Consider the following 20527-nt stretch of genomic DNA (forward strand, 5'->3'; position numbering starts at 1 on the left):
AAAAACGTTGCAACCGTAAAATCTTCAACGTTCTTTCGCCCCACGTTTACTGAAGTTGCGAAAACCAAGCTAAAGTAGGAAGCGTGGTGAGTCAACGTACAAGATACTTATGTTTTCACCGTAGGGACTACGGGCAGAGCCTGCTAAGATAACTGTTGGATACATCGGTGTTCGCAGGAATCTCCCACTTCAAACAATCCGTAAGGACATTAAGTGGTGAGTAGTTCAATACTGTTAAAAATATAGAGGATGAATTAAATAAAAAATTCATCGTTCATAACAAGGTATACAATCCCTCCTATTTAGAAGTTAATAAAAGGAATTCTATAAAAAATTTAACTTACTCCGAGAAAAATTTCCTTATTTTCACAAAAAAAAACACATGATAAAAATTTAATTGAATAATTAAAATAATCAGATTTTTTTGCTGTAATTTAATTAAAGACACATATTAAAACTCATATCAAGTTACAGATAACTTTACTACAGCACATAATTAAGAAAATGAATGAATAAATAAGAATAACTATTGGTATACATATCAGAGGAATCTAATTTAAAACCTCAGTTAACGTATCATTTATTATTGTTGTAATTTTTTCCACATTGTTATTTATAAAGAAGTGATTTCCTTCCAAATTATAAATCTTAAAATTTCCACAAGTATGCTTCTTCCAACCTATTATGCCTTTTAGACTAATTAAATCTTCTGTTCCGTTTAATACAGTAATATCGCATGTGATTTTGTCCGCTTTTTCTTTATATTCATATGTTTCAACTATTTTAAAATCATGTTTTAGTAAAGGAATGAAAAATTCGAACAATTCTTCGTTACGAATTAATTCTTCTGGTGTTCCCCCTAATTCTATAACTCTATTTTTAAACTCGTTCTTTGGTAAATTATAAGTTATCTCCTTCTTTTCCCTTTCACTCGGTGCTTTGTATCCAGAAAAAAAGATATGCTTAGGTTTCTTCAAGCCCATTCCTATTATTTTATAGTATAATTCATACGCTAATAGGCTCCCCATACTATGTCCATAAATTGCATAATCTTCTTCACCTATTTTACCCTGAATATTATTAAAGATGTCATCTACCGCTTCTTCTAAGCTATTATAAAATGGTTCATTGAATCTTTTCCCTCTTCCCTTTAACAGTACTGGACATAGCTTTATAGATGGGCTTAAATAATCACTCCATTTATAATACAATGCCTCTGATCCTCCTGCATAAGGCAAACAAAATAACAACATTAGAATGCACCTCTATCTGATAAAATTTTGTAAAAATCATTAATAATACTATCTTGGTCAATCACTGTTATATTACTAGAAATTTCTTCATTTAATGAACATACAGCCATTTTGTATTCTAACTCTATATCAAAAATTGCCATTGAATAAGAATTACTTTTTTCTCCATTATCGGAAAGTATACGAACAGCTTTGTAACTATCTATTTTAATAGAAAATGATTTTAGTGACATTGATAATCCGCTTCCATAGCATTTAATATAACTTTCTTTCAATGTCCATACCTCATAAAACTTCCTCAATTGCTGATTAATATCACCTTTTTGTATATAAGCATATTCACTATCACAAAAAAAACTTTTTGCTATTTCTTCGTATTCAATGTGTTTTATTCGTTCAATATCAATTCCAACAGGGTTATTGCTAATTGCACATACTACAAATTCCCCCGAATGTGAAATGTTAAAGTAATAATTCGGATACCCCTTTAAGTAAGGTTTTCCATAATGATTTTTCTCCCATACTATTCTTTCATTACCGATTTTAAGCTTTCTATTTGTCTGAGTCCTTACTAGTAATTCACCAATCAAGGTTCTAATTTTATCTTTTTTATTAATAAATTTTTTTATTCTATATCTTTTCTCTTCATCTATCCACGAACAAATATTTTCTAATTTCCGATCATTTATATCTTTAATTTTGACAACATAAATCTCCATAAAACCCCTCACAAATCCTAGTTAAGTTAATTGATCAACTACAATTATTCGAGCGTTATGCTAACTGATTTTTCTACTTCCATAAATCGTGGAATACTAATCATATAAAAAACTCCTACAAATATTAAACATCCGCCTACTATCCAAAAAAGAGTTTCAACTGCAAGAATACCTGGATAAAATCCTGCAATAAAAAGTAAGGTTAGTGACTGTGAAAGCATCATCAAAGGATTAATACACCCTTGTACTCTTCCCATCATTTTTGGATTCACTATTTTCGGAATCCAACCTCCAATAGCTACATTAATCATCGGAAGCGCTAGGGCAACTATGCCCGTACAGATAATATACAGCCAAACTGTATTGACCAATGAACTCAAAATAGTCGCTCCTCCTCCAATAAACAAAGCTAAAATAAGTAAATGATAAAGCTTTATTTTTTGGGAAAGTATAGATGCTATAACACTACCAAGTAAAATTCCTATACCAAAGACTATACTTAATATAATTGAAACTTCTTCATAGTTTCTTGGGGCTAGTTTGTATTTTAAAATAAATACCTGCATCACTGAGAGCCCTCCATTTAAAATTCCGAAAACTATAAATCCGGAGATAAGCGTAAGTAACAAGTTGTGATTCAAAATATAACGTATTCCCTTCACAAAATCCTTCATTACAATTGAAATGTTCAAATCTTTGATATTATGTTTTCCGTTTGGCATACGAATTTCTTCTGACATTCTACAAGATTTTATAAGAAGACCACTAATAAAAAAACTAATTGCATCAATTAAGATTGCACCATAAATACCGATTACCCAATAACAATAAATCCCGATACCACTACCAAAAAGCATAAACAAACTTGTAACCATCTGATTCAAACCAACTGCAGTAGTATAATCATCTCTTGTTAAAACACCTTGTACAAGGGATGATTGTGCAGGTGTAAAAAAGCTCTTTACCATACTTCTTAAAAATAACAGTGCAAATGCTACTGGCATCCAGTTTATAAAGAGAGACCACAATAATAAGAGCGATAATATAGAACAAATCCAATCACAGTTTTGAGCTATTTTTTGTCGATCAATCCTATCAGTAACTACACCAACAAGAAAAAATACTACTAATGTAGGCAAAGACAACATCAACTCCGTAATAGTAGCATATGCAGGTTGGTGCGAAAAACGATTTAAAAAATAAAACATAAGTGCAGTTAAACCAATTGTGCTACCCATTTGTGAAGTAAAAGATGCCAAAAATAGCCTCAAGTAATTCCCATTTTGAAATAGAACTAAAAGTTTTTTCATAAGGACTCCCCATTTAATTTGACTTAATTTAAATTATTCAGCATTTAATGCCTTTGCTATGTTTGAAACTTAGAATATCTAAATCGCTAATAATTTTTGTCGTTCATTGCAGTTCCTGTGGGTTGAAGCCTTAGCACACTGGTTTAAGATATAGTTTATCATTAAGATTTCTATCGCGAATTGCACGACCAAATGTACACTACCACTCATTAAAGTTTATAGTTTTTTATTCTGATATTCATAATCCAAACATAGCTATCCAAAAGCATCCTCCTTTTGATATACAGTTTATTTTTCCTACCTTTCCACGCTACATTCTAATACTACCTTATATTGTAATCAAAATAACAAACCAATTATTTTCTCAAGTTTTCAAATCACCAATACATCATATTTTTTGTAATTTTGATAACTTGTTTTCTTCTCTAAAAAACGTAATATTACTGTAAATTGTTTTCCAAAAAATAATTATGTATATCCACAATTATTACAAAAAGGAATAAACACCAATGTTATCCTATCCCTGTAACTGTTTTAACTTAAGTATGAAATTCATTTTTGAAGTGAAAATGATGTGGGGTATGTCTATGAGGTTTAGTCTTCCAAAAAACAATTGTAATGAGTAGCTTCTTACCAAGAAAACGTTGTTCGTATTTATAATACATATATAAACCATATTTTTACTCAGTTATTCTAGGACAATTGAAGTGGCAAGTTTAAGCCACTCCTTATCCTAAAAATGCTGCATCTTTACCTAACATCAAACTAACATTATAGGCAAAAAGCTACTTATAATTCAAATGCTTTTTCCTTAAAAATTTTTTGATTTATCTTTTGTAGGTAAAATGTAGTTTTCCCCTTTTTCATATATAGAAAGTATTCTTTTCAAGAAAGTAACTTTTGGTACTAACCAATAAGCAAATATCGCTGAAACAATCCCTAATATAGCACCTGTCATAACATCGAAAGGATAATGAACTCCCACCCAGATACGAGAAATAGCTACACAGAATGCAAGTGTGATCCATAGCCAACCAATCTTTTTATGAACAAGCCAAAATGAAAAACAAATTGCAAAAAATAAAATTGTATGGTCACTTGGAAATGAATTATCAACAGCATGCTCTACCAATTTATTAACATTGGGTAACTCTGCAAATGGTTGATAATTTGAATAAAACTTTCCTGCTATTTTTCCGATAACCTCAGCAATCACAAAAGCAATCATCGCTTGAACAACCATCATTCGATTTTGGTTAGATCGAGTAAACCAATACACTACAACAATTAAAGCTAAGAAATATACCATATATTCTGCCACGAACGTCATAGTAGAATTGAGAAATGGGAACTGTTTACCTAAATCATTGACGGCTCGAAAAGCATCAATATTGAATTGAGAAAAAGACATTTTTAAACTCCTCCTTACGATATATATAAATCAAACGCTAATTATAATTTTTTAATCTACTTTTTGTTACTACCTAATAGTTTTAGATGGTCCCATGTTATTTTTCTTAATGGATATCTACCTTTTTAAAATGTGAAATTAATAATACTAATCCAATAATAGATGTTCCGAATATACCTATATAGGAGTACTCAGGAGGATAAGTGGGCTGAAGCGTATTTCTTGAAATATCACCTGCTGCTGCCCATGGAAACAATGCTCTATGTTCTGAATTTGCTGTCATTAGATTAATCATGGTTATTACAACTGTAAATACAATGGTCGGTACGTAATTCTTAAGCACAATTGTTAAAAGTATGATTGGTGTTGATAAAATAAAAAGCAATAATCCACCTATCAAAAATTGTACGAAAGATTCCCTCATTAAGGATGAACTTAGTCCATCAAATTGAAATATTATCCCTAATAATAATGTTAATACCCATGCTACAAAAGTTAACATCATAATCCAGGAAAATAGAAGTATGATTTTACTTATAAGAAAATTCATACGTGATACAGGTATAGTTAATAAATTCTTTAATGTATCTTCTGTATATTCCCGAATAAATAGATAGGCGGTTACAACCCCATATAGTGGTACTCCAATTATTAGAACAGTATATAAATTTACTTCACCAAACAATTGACTAAATACAATAGTAGGAGTAGGATGTTTAGTTTTTAAGCTTACAAATGATGCTACTACTACCATAAAAGGTGCTACCGATGCACCGAGAATACTTATTAAGAACATATGGGATCGTTTTAGCTTTAATAATTCTGTATATAACAGATTAACCAATTGTTCCACCTCCAACTAATTTTGTGAAGTAATCTTCTAACCTGTCTTCACTCATCAAAATTTTCAAAACCTGAATATCATTTTGTACAAATATTTTATTAATATCTCCTTGTTGCCCAAGTTTAGAATATACACGAATAATCCCCTCATCATGAACTTCATAATCGAAAATATCAAAGTTCTTCTCTAAGATTGTTGTAGCTTTATTGTCATTCGATACTTGAAACTCAATATATTTACGATTCTTTTTTCTAAGGCTGTTAAAATCGATTTCCTCTAAGAGCTTGCCTTCATGAATAATCCCCATATGATCTACTAACTGTTCTATTTCTGATAAAATGTGGCTGGATATTAATAAAGTAATTTTTCTTTCTTTGGCCAAATTTTTTATTAATCTTCTAATTTCCTTAATTCCTATTGGATCCAAACCATTAGTAGGTTCATCTAATATTAATAATTCTGGGTAATGAAGAAGAGATCTAGCAATCCCTAATCTTTGCTTCATCCCTAAAGAATATTTACCCACAAGCTTTTTAGTTTCATGTTGCAATCCTACGATTTCTAACGCTTCATCAATTGCATTTTTTTTGTGTATCCCAATAATTTTTGCATTAATTAGTAGATTTTCCCGTGCTGTAAGGTTCTCATAAAATCCAGGAACTTCAACAATAGACCCAATTCTTTTAAGGATTTCCTTGTGATTTTTAAATAAATCTTCTCCAAATATTTCAATCTTTCCATGGGTGGGCTTTATCAATCCTAATAACATTCTAATTGTAGTCGTCTTCCCTGCACCATTTCGACCTAAAAAGCCGTAAATTTCTCCTTGATTTACAGTTATATTAAGATTATCAACTGATTTCTGATTGCCATAAATCTTTGTTAAATTTGTAGTCTTTATTATTGCACTCATGTCAGAACACCAACTTTCTTGTATGCTTATGATTTTAGTATAGAAAGTAAATTTTAAACCAGACTTAACTATTTCTTAACTATTTCTTAATTATGAAATTAACTAGTCATCATTGACTCCTTCTTGCTCCATTCTGCAATAAAGATAACACCACTTTCCTTTGACTTTGATATAAGTCTCATCTAGATGCCCAGTATGGTGTACAGATTTGTTTTTCTTTTTCCAAACCTGATTAATGTCAGCGTAAGTTACAATTACTTGGCCTTCATGTAATAAGTCTTCAAACACTACTACTTCTCTCCCTTACTGTTCATAATGGCTAACGTTACAAAACCATTCTTTTCTTTTGCAGTAAACTTAGTCTCAACAGTTACTTCCTTACCTACGATTAATAATTGAGGGTAATTAGTATACAATTGATAAAAAGAAGACGTGAAATTCAAAATTTAATGAATAAACTATTGAATAGTAATATTAATTCTTTAAACGAAAAGAGCCATCAAATAGGACGGCTCTTCATTATTTCACATATACATTGGCTTTGTTTACAGTAATCTTTTTGTATAGGATTTTTTCTTATCACATATACTATTTTTGAACCTGTTTACCAATACGTGTGTCCTTTTGGTGTCTTGAATTCCTCCTAAAAGGGTGGCAGTTACGACTGCATGCCCTTTTTATTTACGCGGCTGTTTTATATTCAATAAAAACTAAAAATGTAATATTACATATTATTCCAGTTCAGATTATGTTAAGATTTATTTTAGAGTCGAATTATGGTTTCGTATCTAATTCAGCATTATGTGAACTGTTTATCTAAAGAATGTTTTTCCTTTTTCAGTAAGATCTAAGTATCCCTCTAATCTAAACCTCATATTTAAAGGCAATTTGATCACGTTACTCAAAAGTTTTCATCTATTTCAGTTTGACTATAGTTTAATTCGAAATCAAATTTCCAGCACTATATTTACTTTCTGTAAAATTTTCTGTTTTGCCTAAAAATTTTACGATTTTACATTAAATACAATTTTAATTGATAATTACTTTTTCTTTTTAGATATCCCTAAAATTTTGTCAATTAAGGTAATAATATTATGTAGTAATTTTACAAATAAAGCGCAAATAAAAACAATAGTAAACATTTGTAAAATTTTATTCTCAGTAAGCAACTTAGTAAAGCTTAGTGGAATTATAAATGCGTTTACTAAAATAAATAGCATCATAGTAGTTATAGCAGTAAAAAAACTTTCTTTTGTATTTGATACTTGGGTTACATTTTTATAATTTAATGCCGCGGCTCCTATTAAAATTGCAGCAAGTCCAAAAATGAAAGATAAGTTAGTTTGCGCAAATGTTTTTATGTATTCTTGCATGATTTTAGTACTTTCACTACTTGAGTATAAACCTTCATTAGACCAAATACTATACACTAAGATATGTATGCTGATATAGGAACATGCAATAAACCAAAATAAGTACTTATCTATTTTATTTGTATTCAATTTCAATAACTCCTAAAAGGTTATTTTATTAGAAAACTGAACTTCATTAAAAGTAAATTCACACACTATAATTTTATTGTATTTTTCTTTATATATAAATTATACAATAAATGATGTTCCTCATAAATTATAGGTTAAACACGGATTTAATGTAAAATTAGTTATTCAAAGTATCCTCCCCTTACAATATGTTACAATAATGATTATATAAGGTATTCTTTATTGATAATTATAGAAAGGGCGAAAAAATTGATTGAAACACAATTAATTCATTTCTACAAAAAAAGATTAAGTAATTTCAGTTTAGTGTTTGAGCGATTAATCATTAACCTCGTCATTTGTTTCATATTCTTTATTATAACAAGTTCTTATCTTCTTTCTTTAGCTAATGAAAACGATCCGTTCTCAGTCTTTTCATTCATACTATTAGCCGTAATAATAAACATTATAATATTACATATACTTTTTATGAGACCTTCTAATATTTTTGCTAGAAATGAATATAAAACTAAATTTCGTAGCACTCAGTGGGAATTATTCCGGATATTATTGCTAAAAGAATTTATATTTTCAAGTAAGCTTTTACAAGAAAAGAACGGGGAAGAAAACATAAAAAAACTAGAATCTTTAATTGAATTACTTCAAACTAGGTTAGATAACAACAAAAAACAGAGTATTTTAGAAATTTTAGGTTCAAATATTAGCACAACCCTTATTTTCTTTATTCCTGCTTGGGCAGCATTTAACAGTCAAATTTTTATAAATAATAAACTAACATTAACTGAGGGATTGATGCGTCTTGGAGGATTAATGTTAATTCTTTTTATATCTCTATACTTTCTTACCCTATTTAAAAGTGCATTTAAAGATTTTAATTTCTTTTCAACAAATAAATACATAGGTGATCTTATTGACCTTTTAAATCAATTAAAGGTTATTCTTGATAATCCTCATTATTTCGAAAAGCATCATCCCGAAAGATTAGAAAACTTGGCTAAAAATTTAATAAAAAACTATGAATTTATCCCAAAAAAAGAGGTGCGTTTTTCCTTAAAAAATATAAAGTGGAAAAAGCTATATTACTCCCCACTAAAACGCATAGAAGAAAAAAATAACTGATAATATTTTTTGTTATCAGCTAGGGAACTCCTATAAAAAAGAGTGTCGCTAATAGTTGGCGCTCATTTTGTAGAACCCCTATTTCCATCAAGCTAGTGTTTTAAAGTGTCCCCAAAAATAAAAAAACGAACCGTCATAGACTATAGTAGCAACATAGTTTTTTTGCTTTTAAAATAAGGAAGTGACTTAACGCTCTAAAAGTATAGGGGAATTATGGATATGTAAGAGATTCGAATCTACTCACTAGACATACTTTAAACCCTTAAGAGATAAATGAGCCAAGTTATAAAATAATATTATAAGCTCCTTAAAATTATTAAAAGAAAAATAAAGGCCTTGTACTACTTCAAGATCAACTTATTCATACTTTTCTAGTAGATACTAGTATCTATACAAGGTATTAATAATGAGAAAAACGGAAAGCTATTGAACTTATAGAACGGCGACAATTTGAATGAAAAACACAAATAATTGCACAAAAATCAACATTTTGTGCAATTATTTAGAGGAAGCTACATTGTTATAGCTTCCTCCTCTTCATCAAAGTACCTAATAAAATCTCTTCACTTTTTATCTCATTCAAACAAATTGTCTGAAAATTTCTCAACCTCACTAGATAAGATATTCTTCCTAAGATATAAATAAAGTCCCTGAAACGACCGTTTTCGGTTCTTGTAAAAAATAATAAGATACAAACTAGATCCAATTTAAGTATCAAATATAGTTAACTTTCTCTATTTTGAGGATTTTTTCAGGAGAAATACAGATGTCTTCTTTCAGGAAAACCATATAGTTTTCATCTGGTCCCCAGTAACCCGTTCGCTTGAATAGAATGTACTCAATTGCCTTTAGAACATGGCTTGTTGGTTCAAAATAGTTAATATCCCCATAGTTTACAAGTAGTGATAGTTTTAATGGTTTAGCCTTTTCTTTCCATTTATAAACTATCTCTGGCATTTTAATTAGCTTACCTATATCCCATATAAACTCAGGACATTCTCGAATATACCTTACATTATTATTATTCTCAGCATCTTCATTTATCAAAAAACCATTTATGCATTTATCATTTTTAAAGCGGTGAAACAGTAGTTCTTCCTTATATTCTTTTCCCTTAAATTCAAGTAAAGGAGGAGAATCATCCTGATAGCATACTTTTATTCCGCATTCTTCTAAAAAAACAGAAAAAATGTCATCTTTAATAACTGATTCTAAATTTAATATCCCTTTTTCTCGAAAACTGTTATCATCTAGAGCAGAGGTTAAATGAAACATCACTAATTTATCAGGAATAATTTCATTTTCATTTAAATCAAAATAATTTAGTATATCTTCAATAATAAGATCATTGTAATTCCATAGGCCATCATTATTAGTTATTCGATATTTGTTACTATCTATAAATGAATTTAAAATCTCTTCCTTAGTTTTAAGTAATGTAGAAAGTGACTTTGTTGTTGTTTCAACACTTGAACAATTTAGTATTCTCATTTTTTTCTCCTCTAATATTTATCTCTTTTTTTATTTTCTCCTTTAACCGCATTATATAGTGCACTTTGTCCGATATGCACTTTTAGATTTCTTTAAAGTTAAGCCTTGATAACGTAAGAAATTCGCGTTTTGTTGGTGCTACCTTATAACAAAGTACCTCCTTCTTTAATAAAGCTCATCACAGCTGTTGCATACACCTCAACAACTAATTATAAGAATTCCTATCATTTTTTTCTTCCAATGAAATGGGTTTGTTATACCATTTATTTATTTTTCCTTTGTAATACTTTTCGACTTCGTAATCCGGAATCCAAATTTCACAATCATAGATTTTACTCATAACACTTTCTAAAACATCCTCATGTTCTCTCAGTTTCAATCTACGGTTATGAACCTTAATCTTCTCTATATAAGCCTCTCTCAGCCAATTTGATATGATTTCACGCTGGTTTTGCTTTAGGTGAGACCATTTCTTATTGATTTGCAACAATTGCCCTTTAGGTCCTTTTGTATGGTTTTTCACTGTCTTCCCCTCGTCGCTATGGTAGATTTATACTCATCAATTATTTTAGCCTAATATGAAGAGGAATCCAAATTGTCTACAAAACAATACATAATTTTCAGATAATTATTTAGAAATATTCTTTTAAACTACTATCAGCTGTAATAATATGGATTTAACTGCTATGATAAAAACATATAGATATAAATATACAAAGGGGGAAGCTATGTGATTGTAGCAAAAGGAAACGAAAAGATTACTAAATTAATGAACGATTGGTACAAAGCTATACGCTCTCAAAAGTTATTGAAAGCAAAAAATCTAAGATCAGATGTTGAAAAACTTATCGACGAAATGGAACAAGATCAAACGCTTCTTATTTACTATTCGTTACTAGAGTTTAGGTATAATCTTTTGATAAATAATACATCAGGTTTAGTAAAACCTGGAGAACATATTGAAGGGTCTACCACAGACATGCTCAATTACTACTACTATCTGTTCAATGCTATACATGCAATGAAGATAGGACAATATAGTGACGCCAAACACTTCTATCACAAAGCTGAAACACTTCTATCTCTTATTCCGGATGAATTAGAACAAGCGGAATTTAATTATCAGTATGCCCTTTTCAACTATTATCAGTTCCAACCACTAAATACAATAACATACAGTAATAAAGCGAAAGAAATCTATTCTAAGGAAGTTGGGTATGAAATAAATGTAGCTTCATGTAATAATATTTTGGGACTTGCAAGTACTTCCCTAAAGCAATTCGAGTTAGCTGAAGAGTATTTTCTTTCCGCTTTAGATATTGCAACCAAACAAGATCATACACAACTTACTCATATGATTCGTCATAATATAGGACTGCTATATTCAGATCAAAATATGCCTCAACTAGCAATCAATTATCTCTCCAAGGCACTAGAAGGTAGCTGCAAAACAATGTATTTGTTAGCTAAAGAACATGAGAAACTAGGCAATGTAAATGAAGCTGCTAATTATATAGATAAAGGATTGCAAATTAGTAATGCACAAAATAATAAAGAATATTGTCATCATTTAACAATTCTAAATGCAAGATTACAGCATACAACTATAGATGAATACGAAAAGATTATTGTTGAAGGAATCCATTATCTCCAAGAAGAAAATTTATGGCACTTTGTCGAAATATATGCTGATGAATTAGCAAACAAGTATTATGATGAAGGTAACCACTCAAAAGTAAGCGAATACTTCCGTGTGGGGTACAAGGCTAAAATTGAAATGGAGAAAAGGAGTGCTTTAAAATGATGAAAAAAATACTAATTAGTACGGCAGGACTTTTGTTCTCTGGTTTAATGCTAGTAGCACCAATCACTTTAAGTAACACTCACGGCGAGGCAATGTTTGCAGTACAAAAGCAGGAAATTATACAATATACAAATACCCATGGTGAAGGAATGTAATAACTGCAGAAATCCTCCCTACAATTAATAAACTATTATTTGTAGGGAGGTTTTCTTTGTATAATCGCATACTTAGTATGCGAATTCAATGGAGGTGTTTTTTCATATACTATTATTCGGTTTCACTTCAAACAGGATTGGTTTTTGGTGTGGTTTATCCCATATATCCTTTAACGTATCCTTCAATTCTTAGGATACCCTTCTCCATATAAACATCTGTGATATTATCAATCAAATGTTCATATCCTTCACCGATAAATTCCCCCCACTCTATTACTATCCTTCCGTTTTCATATGATTCTTTCGGAATTGATACAACGAATTTCTTTCCTTTTTTATCTCCTATTTCTACGGGCTTTATTATTAAAGTTGATCCAGCTTTATTCGGATATGTTTTAGTATCCGTAATCATTAAAAACACCTCCTAAACACTCTTTTATTTCGAAAAAAAGAGGAACCTTTGCGTATGTGTAATGACCTCCGATAAACATTATAATGGCTAGAATTTCAGATAATTATTTATCAATATTGAATATATTGATTATTAACATATTTTAAACCAATTTGTTTCTATTTATGTTAATATTTACATGGTAATTAAAATACATTATTTAGGAGGATTTATACTATAAAAAAAGTTTTAGTAAGCATTATGAGTTTATTGTTATGTTTCTCTATTTTTGGTTTCACACCCGCATCCGCAGCAGGTTATACAAATTTTGAGTATGAAGAAGATGGAGTAAGAGCAGGACGTACTGAGGAATTCCCTAAAGAAATGAACTTAAGTGGAACAGTAGAAATAGTAGCTGTGCAATATTCACCTAAAACAAAAGATGTAAATATAAAGTATACACTAGTAAATATTGATACTGATGAAAAAATATCTAAAAGTATAGATGGAACTTATAAAAGTAGTTCTAAGACAATTAAATTTACTAATGTCAAAGAAGGAAGATATTTAATAAAAATTAAAAATAACTCAGAAGAAAAAGTATACGGTAACTTTTTGGTATATAACTAATACAAATCTAAAATAATATAATAAAAGTAAAAATTTAATTATTAAATGACTAGCGTGGTTTTATTTATTAGATAATATAAGAAGAACTTGTAGTGAATTCTACAAGTTCTTCTTATATTTCAAATTAAAAATGATTACAGTAACATATTATTTATGCAACATGTGTCAAATGCAATTTTATCGTTTTCCGACAGAAGACTCCTTCCTCAAAAATGTGAAGGTGTAAAACACCAATTTCAGGTGGGCGATGAATGTCAGTTGGCATAAGCCAACATGTTTGCTACCATATACTTGTACAGATTGCTCTTTGAAAACTGAAGATATGAGGTTGGTTGCAGAAAAACGTTGCAACCATAAAATCTTCAACGTTCTTTCGCCCCACGTTTGCTGAAGTTGCGAAAACCAAGCTAAAGTAGGAAGCGTGGTGAATCAACGTACAAGATACTTATGTTTTCACCGTAGGGACTACGGACAGAGCCTGCTAAGATAACCGGTGGATACATCGGTGTTCGCAGGAATCTCCCACTTCAAACAGGCCGTAAGGACATTAAATGGTGAGTAGTTCAAGAAGTAGTTAAAAATAAAAAAGGAATCCTCAGTAAAAGGATTCACCCCAGGAAATATATATAAATAAAAAGAATTAATTTTATTATAATATAAATGTAAATGAAACATATTGAGAAAAAAATAAGTTTGAAGTTTGATAGGAAAGAATAATGTTTGCTATACTAAATGTGCAAAAATATATGCAAAATCACAAATAAAATAAGGGCAGCCTGATCAGGCTGCCCTTATTTTATTTTTAATCTCATAATCTGCTATTTAGTTTGAGCTAATTATAAATCTAGTACACTAACAATCTGGCATGCTTTGGAATTCGCAACATGATAGTACATCTCTAACCCTTTTCTTTCCGAGTGTAAAATCTTGCCACGCATCTTAGATAAATGCTGAGATACGGTTGATTGCGGTACTTTTAATAGATCTGTTAACTCTGTTACATTACAAACTTTGCGACGTTCTAGTTCTTTCACGATCTGTAATCTAACTGGATGGGCCATAATCTTTAATAATTCTACATCCGCCTCTGGGATTTTGTACATGTCATCACTTACTTGCATTGTTGTCATTTTAAATTCTCCTTTTATAATTATTTTTTATTTTAATTATCTATTTTTAAATATGTTGTGTTTGCTTGAGCACATTGTTCATAACCACTATATTGTGTGTTCTTTTGTCTCCCTATCAGATTTAATATATAGAAGTATTATGATAGCTAAAAACCCAACAAAAGATAGCATAGGTATCGAGATGAAACCGAATAAATTTAAGTAATCTTTTGTGCAAGAAACTCCTACTGAACAAATCTGCATCTCACTATTAGGAAACGCTTGAATTGTAATTTGATATACAGATAACATTAAACCGATACACGCAAATGGAAATGCATACGTGCTTACATTAGAATCTTTTCTATACATTCCTATACCCAATATTAATACTAATGGATACATAGCCATCCTTTGATACCAGCACAAATCACATGGAGGCAGCTTCATCCATTCACTAAAAATTAAACTTATAAGCATTGCACTAGTAGCTATCGTCCAAGCAATTGCAATGTGATACTTTTGAATGATCGACATCTTATTTTCACCTCACCTGTTTTTAAAAATGCAAAACATTTGCTAATATATGACTGGTTTATTTCCGTGTTTCGGTTACCCTGTTTTAGTAGGCAGTATCCAATCTTTGATACCTTCCCAGTCATAACCCTTCTCTTTTAATTCTAAAGGGAAAAGATTTTCAAAATCATCACGCGTTACATACATAGCTTCTAACGCTTTTGCTAGCGGGCCAAATCTATATACAACATGTGTATTCACCCTTTTGTTTTTCATTTTTGCTACCGCTAAATATACATACCGTCTTTCTTTCGTTAAAACAAACTTCAAAAATCCAGGTACTTGACTCATCTTTCACACTCCTTTTTGGTTTTCCATACCCTTATTAAAAAGAAAAGGTATGGAAAACTATTAAATCTCACTTTACTAATTTAATAAATGTCCCGTTTTTTGATTTGAAAATACAAGAAGACGCTCATCATAACAATATTTATTACACCAGCTGCAGCACCAATTTTGAAGATAACATACACATATTCATTACTACTAAAAGGTAATAGACTCGCGAAAATAAATAAAATTGAAATAATAAAGGATAAGAGCATATTTCTTTTGTTTTCATTCATTCAAAAAACCTCCATTTTGTACGAATATTTATATTGCAATGGATTAGGGGGCTAAGCCGCATCATTACGGTTATAATGATGTTTCTCTTCATCCACAAACCCTTTTATGCTCCACAAACCAGTTTTTGACGCCTTTGCATCTTTTTCGCTTTCTAGCATTTGCGGCAGTGAAGTGCTAGGTTTTGAACTGTAAGCTACAATACCATATACTGATTTGACCATTAATTCGTTGATATGTATCCCTTCACAAAATACATATGCCAATTTCCTGCCATACTTGTCCTCTTTTGGTCCCCGATCATAGACCAATGTTACGCTTTTTCCTTTTAATTGTTTCTTTATAAATAATGATGCTTCCTTCCCCATCTTTTGTGGTGGAATCTTCTGTGATACGGACTCTCGGGTATCTAATACGTGCAATCTTACCGTCTGTGTCTGCCCATTTATGCTCACGTCTATCGTATCTCCATCCTTTATGTGCACTACCTTTCCTTTGACCATTTCTAAACCATTTAGTTTCTTCATATAAACTTCTGGAATATCAACAATATATTTCCCTTCTACGTGCTGTTGTACTCCCTTTTGTACCGTTTGGTCAGGTTTCGAACCATTTACAAATTTCGAACTGTTGCATGCAGTCATTTGAAGTATGAATGATGCAATACAAATAACCTTAAACCAAGATTTCATGCTATATTCTCCTCCTAAATCAAGCTTGTATCGCACATCTATACTTAATATAAAATGAACTATTTGCCGGGCTCACTTCTTTATGATCACATCTGAATCCCCCTTGAATATCCGTTAAACATAGCCCTAAATGATTACTTTTTACATTTAGACACGTTGATACTTTACGCCCCTTATTCTTCTTTTGACTCCCCATTTTCCACAAAGATATATTTGTTATTAGTATGTGACTCATAGACAAATTACCTTACTCCTCTTTTCCGGAAATTTACAGGGAACGAAAAAGGACACACCTATGGCATATGTATGCGTAGGCGTGTCCTTTTGCAAGATAGTTTTAGAAGTATTTTGTTATTTTCATCATACCATTATTCTTAATATTTTTATATAATAAATTATAGATTTTTATGATATTATTGCAGCTTTGAAATAAGGTTTGAGCAAAAATACTTCGCAACCCAAAGTTTTACGATAATTGAACTACCCCCACTTTCACTTCGTTTAGAAGTGAGGGATTCCTAAGTAAAGAGTTCTATCGAACTCTAATTGATTAGGCTAACCCCGCAGTCCTTGCGGTTAGAAGCCTTACCGCTTCATTCTTTAAATTGATACTTGCGTTAATATCCCTATCATGGTGTGTACGACAAGAAGGACATTCCCATTCACGTAAGTTTAGATTTTTAACGTCTTTATTTTGATATCCACAACAAGAACATAATTGGCTGGAAGCAAATGTTTTCGATACGACAATGACTTGTTTGCCATACCATTTTGCTTTATATTCCAACATGGTTCGAAACTGTGACCAAGATACCTCACTAATTGCTTTTGCTAACTTATGATTCTTTAACATATTCGATACTTGCAAATCCTCTATACCGATACCATCGTGGTTTTTGATGATTTCGGTTGAGATTTTGTCCAAGTAATCTTTTCTAGCATTTGATATGTATTCATGAATTCTAGCTACCTTGACTCGTTGTTTATTCCACCAAGAAGATCCTTTCATTCTTCTAGAAAGAACATGCTGTGCTTTCGCCAACTTATCTTCTAATGATCGGAAAAACTTCGGATTTTTATAGGGTGTTCCATCTGACAAAATAGCGAAATCTTTTAGTCCTACATCTATTCCAATGTAAGAATGTGTTTTCGGAAGTTCTTGTACTTCTGCTTCAACTAATATTGACACAACATATCTGCCAGAAGGGTTCCGTCTAACAGTCGCATTTACAATACGTCCCTCTACTTCGCGACTTTTGGCAAATCGAACAATGCCTAGTTTCGGCAACTTTATTTTGTTCCCTACAACGGCAATGTTTTCATTTGTTTTGTGGTATAAGATTGTACGTTGTTCTTCTTAGATTTAAAGCGCGGTGCGCTATTTTGTTTTTTGAAAAAGCGCGTATAGGCATCGGCAAGGTTGCGAACAGACGACTGAATCGCAATACTATCCACTTCCTTTAGCCAAACAAACTCTTTCTTCATGGCAGGGAGTTTGGCAGAGCATGTACCATAGGTCAAGCCTTTTCCTGTCTCTTTGTATGCGTAATCCCATAAGGATAGAAAATGATTGAATACAAAGCGAGAACAACCAATCGTTTTGTTGATTAGAATTGCTTGTGCTTGATTTGGATAAATACGAAACTTATAGGCTTTATTAATCATCATTTCATTCACCTCCATTCCGGTATATAACTATTATGCACCAAACACACACTCGATAGATAGTGAAGTTACACTTTCTGTATGTCGAACAATTAAGATGGCTTCCTGCCATCCCTTGTTCGAAGCCAATTCATCTCCCACCTACTCACTGGCCTATGACCCTTCACGCTCCTTGAGGAAGAAATCTTCTTGGCTAAAATGATAAAATTTAAATATTAGCTATACATCTGAAGTATACAATGTGACCATTCCATGTGTTCTATTTTCGCTTGATATAATTAATTTGGTAATATTCTTAGGCGTAAATCGATATATAGAGATAGTCGGACCAGGATTATTAGATTTAAAGTGAATAACTTGTTCATTATCAATAAAACCTTGAATATAGCTTTCACTTCCTTCAAAAAATTGAAAATGAGCTGACACTGATAAAATCTCGCCAGTGTTCTCAAATAAAACTATTGAATTTCTATATGTATCAAAATTAATAAGTTTCATTTTTGGCATAAGTAGGATGCTCCCTTCTATGAAGGCATGACGATTAAAGTATACTACTACTCGCAACATTCTTTTTATTTTCATGTGTAAGTTCTAATGTTTTATTGAGAAAATACAAGCCATCTTGCTGATGTGAAATCATAATTAATATATTACAAAGATTGTATTTTTGAAGTATCTCATACATAAGATTTCTTGTATCAATATGTAAATTAGAAGCTGCTTCATCTAATATTATAATATCCCTTTTTGTGAGGATAGCCCTTAAAAAGGCTATAAATTGTGCTTGGCCTCCTGAAACACTGGAACCATCTTGTACAATTATAGTATCTAATCCATTCTCAAATCTATTAAGATGTGATGTTAAATGATATCTTTTCATTAACTTAACTACATCTTCTTTCGTTTTATTTGTTTGGCCATATAATATGTTTTCTAATATAGTTCCTTTAAACAAAAATATATTTTGTGATACTATACCTATTCTATCTCTAACACTTTTTTTATGTATTAGATTATAGTCCATATTATTAATCAATATCTTTCCACTTTTAGGTTGATATAAACCTGTTAATAATTTTATAAAGGTAGATTTTCCTGATCCATTTATACCATCAATTAATAACTTGTCACCCTTTTCAATTTTTACATTTAAATGATCAAATATCAAATCACTGTTTTCATTATATTTAAAACAAACATCTTTAAATTCTATTGAATTAATTGATTCTTTCATTATATTTGTACCCAGTGTATTATCACCATCTAAATTGAAGAATTCTTTAATTCTTTTAATACTAATACACACAGGTTTTAGAGTTATATCTAAGCTGCCTAAAGCTTGAGTAGTCGCAAGAAGTTTAGCCATATAAATTGAAAACGAAGTATACACCCCTATAGTAAGCTGATTTTGTAAAATTAAAATACCTGATACTAGTAATACTATTACTGTAACAAGGTTATTTGTTAATATTAAATTTTGCATAAAGAAAATAAAATGTAAACTTTGTTTTAGGGCACTTTTAATTACATTATTTAATTTACCTTTAATCTTATTAGTTTGTATATTTTTACCGTTTAATAATTTTATATCCTCTATTCCATTTAAGGTTTCATACATTTCTGCGTTTAATACTGCCGATGACTCGTATACTTTTGTGGTACTTTTCGATATCATTTTAGATGAATGTTTGGATATCAAAAAATATATCGGAATAATAATTACTATGATACCTGTAAGTTTAACACTTAAATTAAACATTATAAATAAAGCAAAGAAAAAATCGAATATACCTGAAAAAACCCTTAATAAATTTGGAGAAAATAATGCACTTACATTACCAGACTCAGCAATTCTGCTAAGAATGTAACCTTTCTCCTTCTGATTAATATAAGAAAGAGGCGCATCTATAATATTACTTATCATAGATAATCGAATTTCATTAACTACATTTTGTTGTACACGAGTAAATAAATACTCATAACCTATTGATATTAAATAATTAATACAATAAATTAATAAGAGTATAAGAGTTGTTTTTAATAATTGATCGTAGCTTTTGTTTAATAGTATAACTTTATCAATAATGTATCCAATAATATATGGTATTGGTGCGATAATCAAAGAAGCTATAACCATCCCAAGTAAACCAAAAGCTAACAAAGTTTTTGTGTTTTTTAAATACGGATATAGAAATAATAACTCTTTATAAGAAATTTGAATTTCATCTTGTTTATTTATCTTCTTATTCACCCTCTTCCTCCTCCTTTGTCTATTTATTATATTAATTTACAAAGCAATAGAATGCGGTTGAAATAATTCCATAGATATCTTGAGACCTTATCCAGACGCATTATCCATGGAATTATATTTGTTTATCC

At 30.6% G+C, this 20527-nt stretch carries 21 protein-coding genes and 4 pseudogenes; 4 read left to right on the plus strand and 21 right to left on the minus strand.

The annotated features are described in order from the left end of the window. Positions 1 to 551: 551 nt before the first annotated feature. The 9 genes and pseudogenes from AAG068_RS28235 to AAG068_RS28275 all read right to left on the minus strand — a co-directional run bounded on the left by AAG068_RS28235 (position 552) and on the right by AAG068_RS28275 (position 7952). Entirely contained in the window at positions 552 to 1253 is a 702-nt protein-coding gene (locus tag AAG068_RS28235) for a thioesterase II family protein (protein WP_342720064.1), read from the minus strand. Next, positions 1253 to 1972 carry a 4'-phosphopantetheinyl transferase family protein gene (locus AAG068_RS28240; RefSeq protein WP_342720065.1) on the minus strand — a complete coding sequence of 240 codons (720 nt, stop codon included), beginning with the start codon at positions 1970 to 1972 and terminating at the stop codon, positions 1253 to 1255. Before AAG068_RS28240 ends, AAG068_RS28235 begins: the two co-directional genes overlap by 1 nt. Positions 1973 to 2016: 44 nt before the next feature. Further along, complete coding sequence (locus AAG068_RS28245; RefSeq protein WP_000735634.1) at positions 2017 to 3282, minus strand: MFS transporter; 1266 nt, start codon at positions 3280 to 3282, stop codon at positions 2017 to 2019. A gap of 811 nt (positions 3283 to 4093) precedes the next feature. Then, positions 4094 to 4693, minus strand: coding sequence for an undecaprenyl-diphosphatase (locus AAG068_RS28250; protein WP_342720066.1), 600 nt, complete (start codon positions 4691 to 4693; stop codon positions 4094 to 4096). Between the two features lie 106 nt (positions 4694 to 4799). After that, positions 4800 to 5537 carry an ABC transporter permease gene (locus tag AAG068_RS28255; RefSeq protein ID WP_000247699.1) on the minus strand — a complete coding sequence of 246 codons (738 nt, stop codon included), beginning with the start codon at positions 5535 to 5537 and terminating at the stop codon, positions 4800 to 4802. Then, complete coding sequence (locus AAG068_RS28260; RefSeq protein ID WP_342720067.1) at positions 5530 to 6450, minus strand: ABC transporter ATP-binding protein; 921 nt, start codon at positions 6448 to 6450, stop codon at positions 5530 to 5532. The genes AAG068_RS28255 and AAG068_RS28260 overlap by 8 nt, the downstream gene beginning before the upstream one ends. 117 nt (positions 6451 to 6567) lie before the next feature. Further along, positions 6568 to 6687 (minus strand): annotated as a pseudogene (locus tag AAG068_RS28265) (DDE-type integrase/transposase/recombinase); the annotation flags it as partial. After that, positions 6676 to 6845: pseudogene (locus tag AAG068_RS28270) on the minus strand (VaFE repeat-containing surface-anchored protein); the annotation flags it as partial. The pseudogenes AAG068_RS28265 and AAG068_RS28270, both read right to left, overlap by 12 nt. 645 nt (positions 6846 to 7490) lie before the next feature. Beyond that, on the minus strand, positions 7491 to 7952 hold the full coding sequence (locus AAG068_RS28275) for a cytochrome b (RefSeq protein ID WP_342720068.1): 462 nt from the start codon (positions 7950 to 7952) through the stop codon (positions 7491 to 7493). 468 nt (positions 7953 to 8420) lie between these two features. Here AAG068_RS28275 and AAG068_RS28280 point away from each other — a divergent pair, with 468 nt between their 5' ends. Further along, the gene (locus AAG068_RS28280; RefSeq protein ID WP_342720069.1) at positions 8421 to 9071 is read left to right on the plus strand and encodes a hypothetical protein; all 651 of its coding nucleotides are present in this window, start codon (positions 8421 to 8423) and stop codon (positions 9069 to 9071) included. Between the two features lie 714 nt (positions 9072 to 9785). On the opposite strand, the gene AAG068_RS28285 is transcribed toward AAG068_RS28280, so the two are convergent. Further along, a complete protein-coding gene (locus AAG068_RS28285; RefSeq protein WP_342720070.1) occupies positions 9786 to 10562 on the minus strand; it encodes a hypothetical protein in 777 nt (258 codons plus the stop codon). Between the two features lie 205 nt (positions 10563 to 10767). Then, positions 10768 to 11085, minus strand: a complete 318-nt coding sequence (locus tag AAG068_RS28290; RefSeq protein WP_342720071.1) for a transposase — start codon at positions 11083 to 11085, stop codon at positions 10768 to 10770. A 207-nt stretch (positions 11086 to 11292) separates the two neighbouring features. Here AAG068_RS28290 and AAG068_RS28295 point away from each other — a divergent pair, with 207 nt between their 5' ends. Both AAG068_RS28295 and AAG068_RS28300 read left to right on the plus strand, forming a co-directional pair. After that, positions 11293 to 12366: a Rap family tetratricopeptide repeat protein gene (locus AAG068_RS28295; protein ID WP_342720072.1), complete on the plus strand. Its 1074-nt coding sequence runs from the start codon at positions 11293 to 11295 to the stop codon at positions 12364 to 12366. Next, entirely contained in the window at positions 12363 to 12521 is a 159-nt protein-coding gene (locus tag AAG068_RS28300; protein WP_342720073.1) for a hypothetical protein, read from the plus strand. Before AAG068_RS28295 ends, AAG068_RS28300 begins: the two co-directional genes overlap by 4 nt. Before the next feature lie 154 nt (positions 12522 to 12675). On the opposite strand, the gene AAG068_RS28305 is transcribed toward AAG068_RS28300, so the two are convergent. Next, positions 12676 to 12933 carry a hypothetical protein gene (locus AAG068_RS28305; RefSeq protein WP_342720074.1) on the minus strand — a complete coding sequence of 86 codons (258 nt, stop codon included), beginning with the start codon at positions 12931 to 12933 and terminating at the stop codon, positions 12676 to 12678. 19 nt (positions 12934 to 12952) lie between these two features. Next, positions 12953 to 13027: pseudogene (locus tag AAG068_RS30025) on the minus strand (DUF2238 domain-containing protein); the annotation flags it as partial. A 146-nt stretch (positions 13028 to 13173) separates the two neighbouring features. On the opposite strand from AAG068_RS30025, the gene AAG068_RS28315 reads away from it, so the two are divergent. Beyond that, positions 13174 to 13542 (plus strand): hypothetical protein, encoded by a 369-nt coding sequence (locus tag AAG068_RS28315; RefSeq protein ID WP_342720076.1) that lies wholly within the window; start codon positions 13174 to 13176, stop codon positions 13540 to 13542. 836 nt (positions 13543 to 14378) lie between these two features. Here the strand turns inward: AAG068_RS28315 and AAG068_RS28320 are convergent. The 8 genes and pseudogenes from AAG068_RS28320 to AAG068_RS28355 all read right to left on the minus strand — a co-directional run bounded on the left by AAG068_RS28320 (position 14379) and on the right by AAG068_RS28355 (position 20399). Beyond that, positions 14379 to 14672, minus strand: a complete 294-nt coding sequence (locus AAG068_RS28320; protein WP_342720077.1) for an ArsR/SmtB family transcription factor — start codon at positions 14670 to 14672, stop codon at positions 14379 to 14381. Between the two features lie 87 nt (positions 14673 to 14759). Then, positions 14760 to 15188 carry a disulfide oxidoreductase gene (locus AAG068_RS28325; protein WP_342720078.1) on the minus strand — a complete coding sequence of 143 codons (429 nt, stop codon included), beginning with the start codon at positions 15186 to 15188 and terminating at the stop codon, positions 14760 to 14762. 75 nt (positions 15189 to 15263) lie between these two features. Then, positions 15264 to 15518, minus strand: coding sequence for a hypothetical protein (locus tag AAG068_RS28330; protein ID WP_342720079.1), 255 nt, complete (start codon positions 15516 to 15518; stop codon positions 15264 to 15266). 80 nt (positions 15519 to 15598) lie between these two features. Then, positions 15599 to 15793, minus strand: a complete 195-nt coding sequence (locus AAG068_RS28335) for a hypothetical protein (protein ID WP_342720080.1) — start codon at positions 15791 to 15793, stop codon at positions 15599 to 15601. A gap of 51 nt (positions 15794 to 15844) precedes the next feature. Further along, complete coding sequence (locus tag AAG068_RS28340) at positions 15845 to 16483, minus strand: thermonuclease family protein (protein WP_342720081.1); 639 nt, start codon at positions 16481 to 16483, stop codon at positions 15845 to 15847. A gap of 550 nt (positions 16484 to 17033) precedes the next feature. After that, a pseudogene (gene tnpB, locus AAG068_RS28345) lies at positions 17034 to 18151 on the minus strand (IS200/IS605 family element RNA-guided endonuclease TnpB). 216 nt (positions 18152 to 18367) lie between these two features. Next, the gene (locus AAG068_RS28350) at positions 18368 to 18655 is read right to left on the minus strand and encodes a hypothetical protein (RefSeq protein WP_342720082.1); all 288 of its coding nucleotides are present in this window, start codon (positions 18653 to 18655) and stop codon (positions 18368 to 18370) included. Between the two features lie 34 nt (positions 18656 to 18689). Further along, positions 18690 to 20399 (minus strand): ABC transporter ATP-binding protein, encoded by a 1710-nt coding sequence (locus AAG068_RS28355; protein ID WP_342720083.1) that lies wholly within the window; start codon positions 20397 to 20399, stop codon positions 18690 to 18692. Positions 20400 to 20527 lie beyond the last annotated feature (128 nt).

Source organism: Bacillus paramycoides, assembly GCF_038971285.1.
Classification (GTDB): Bacteria; Bacillota; Bacilli; order Bacillales; family Bacillaceae_G; genus Bacillus_A.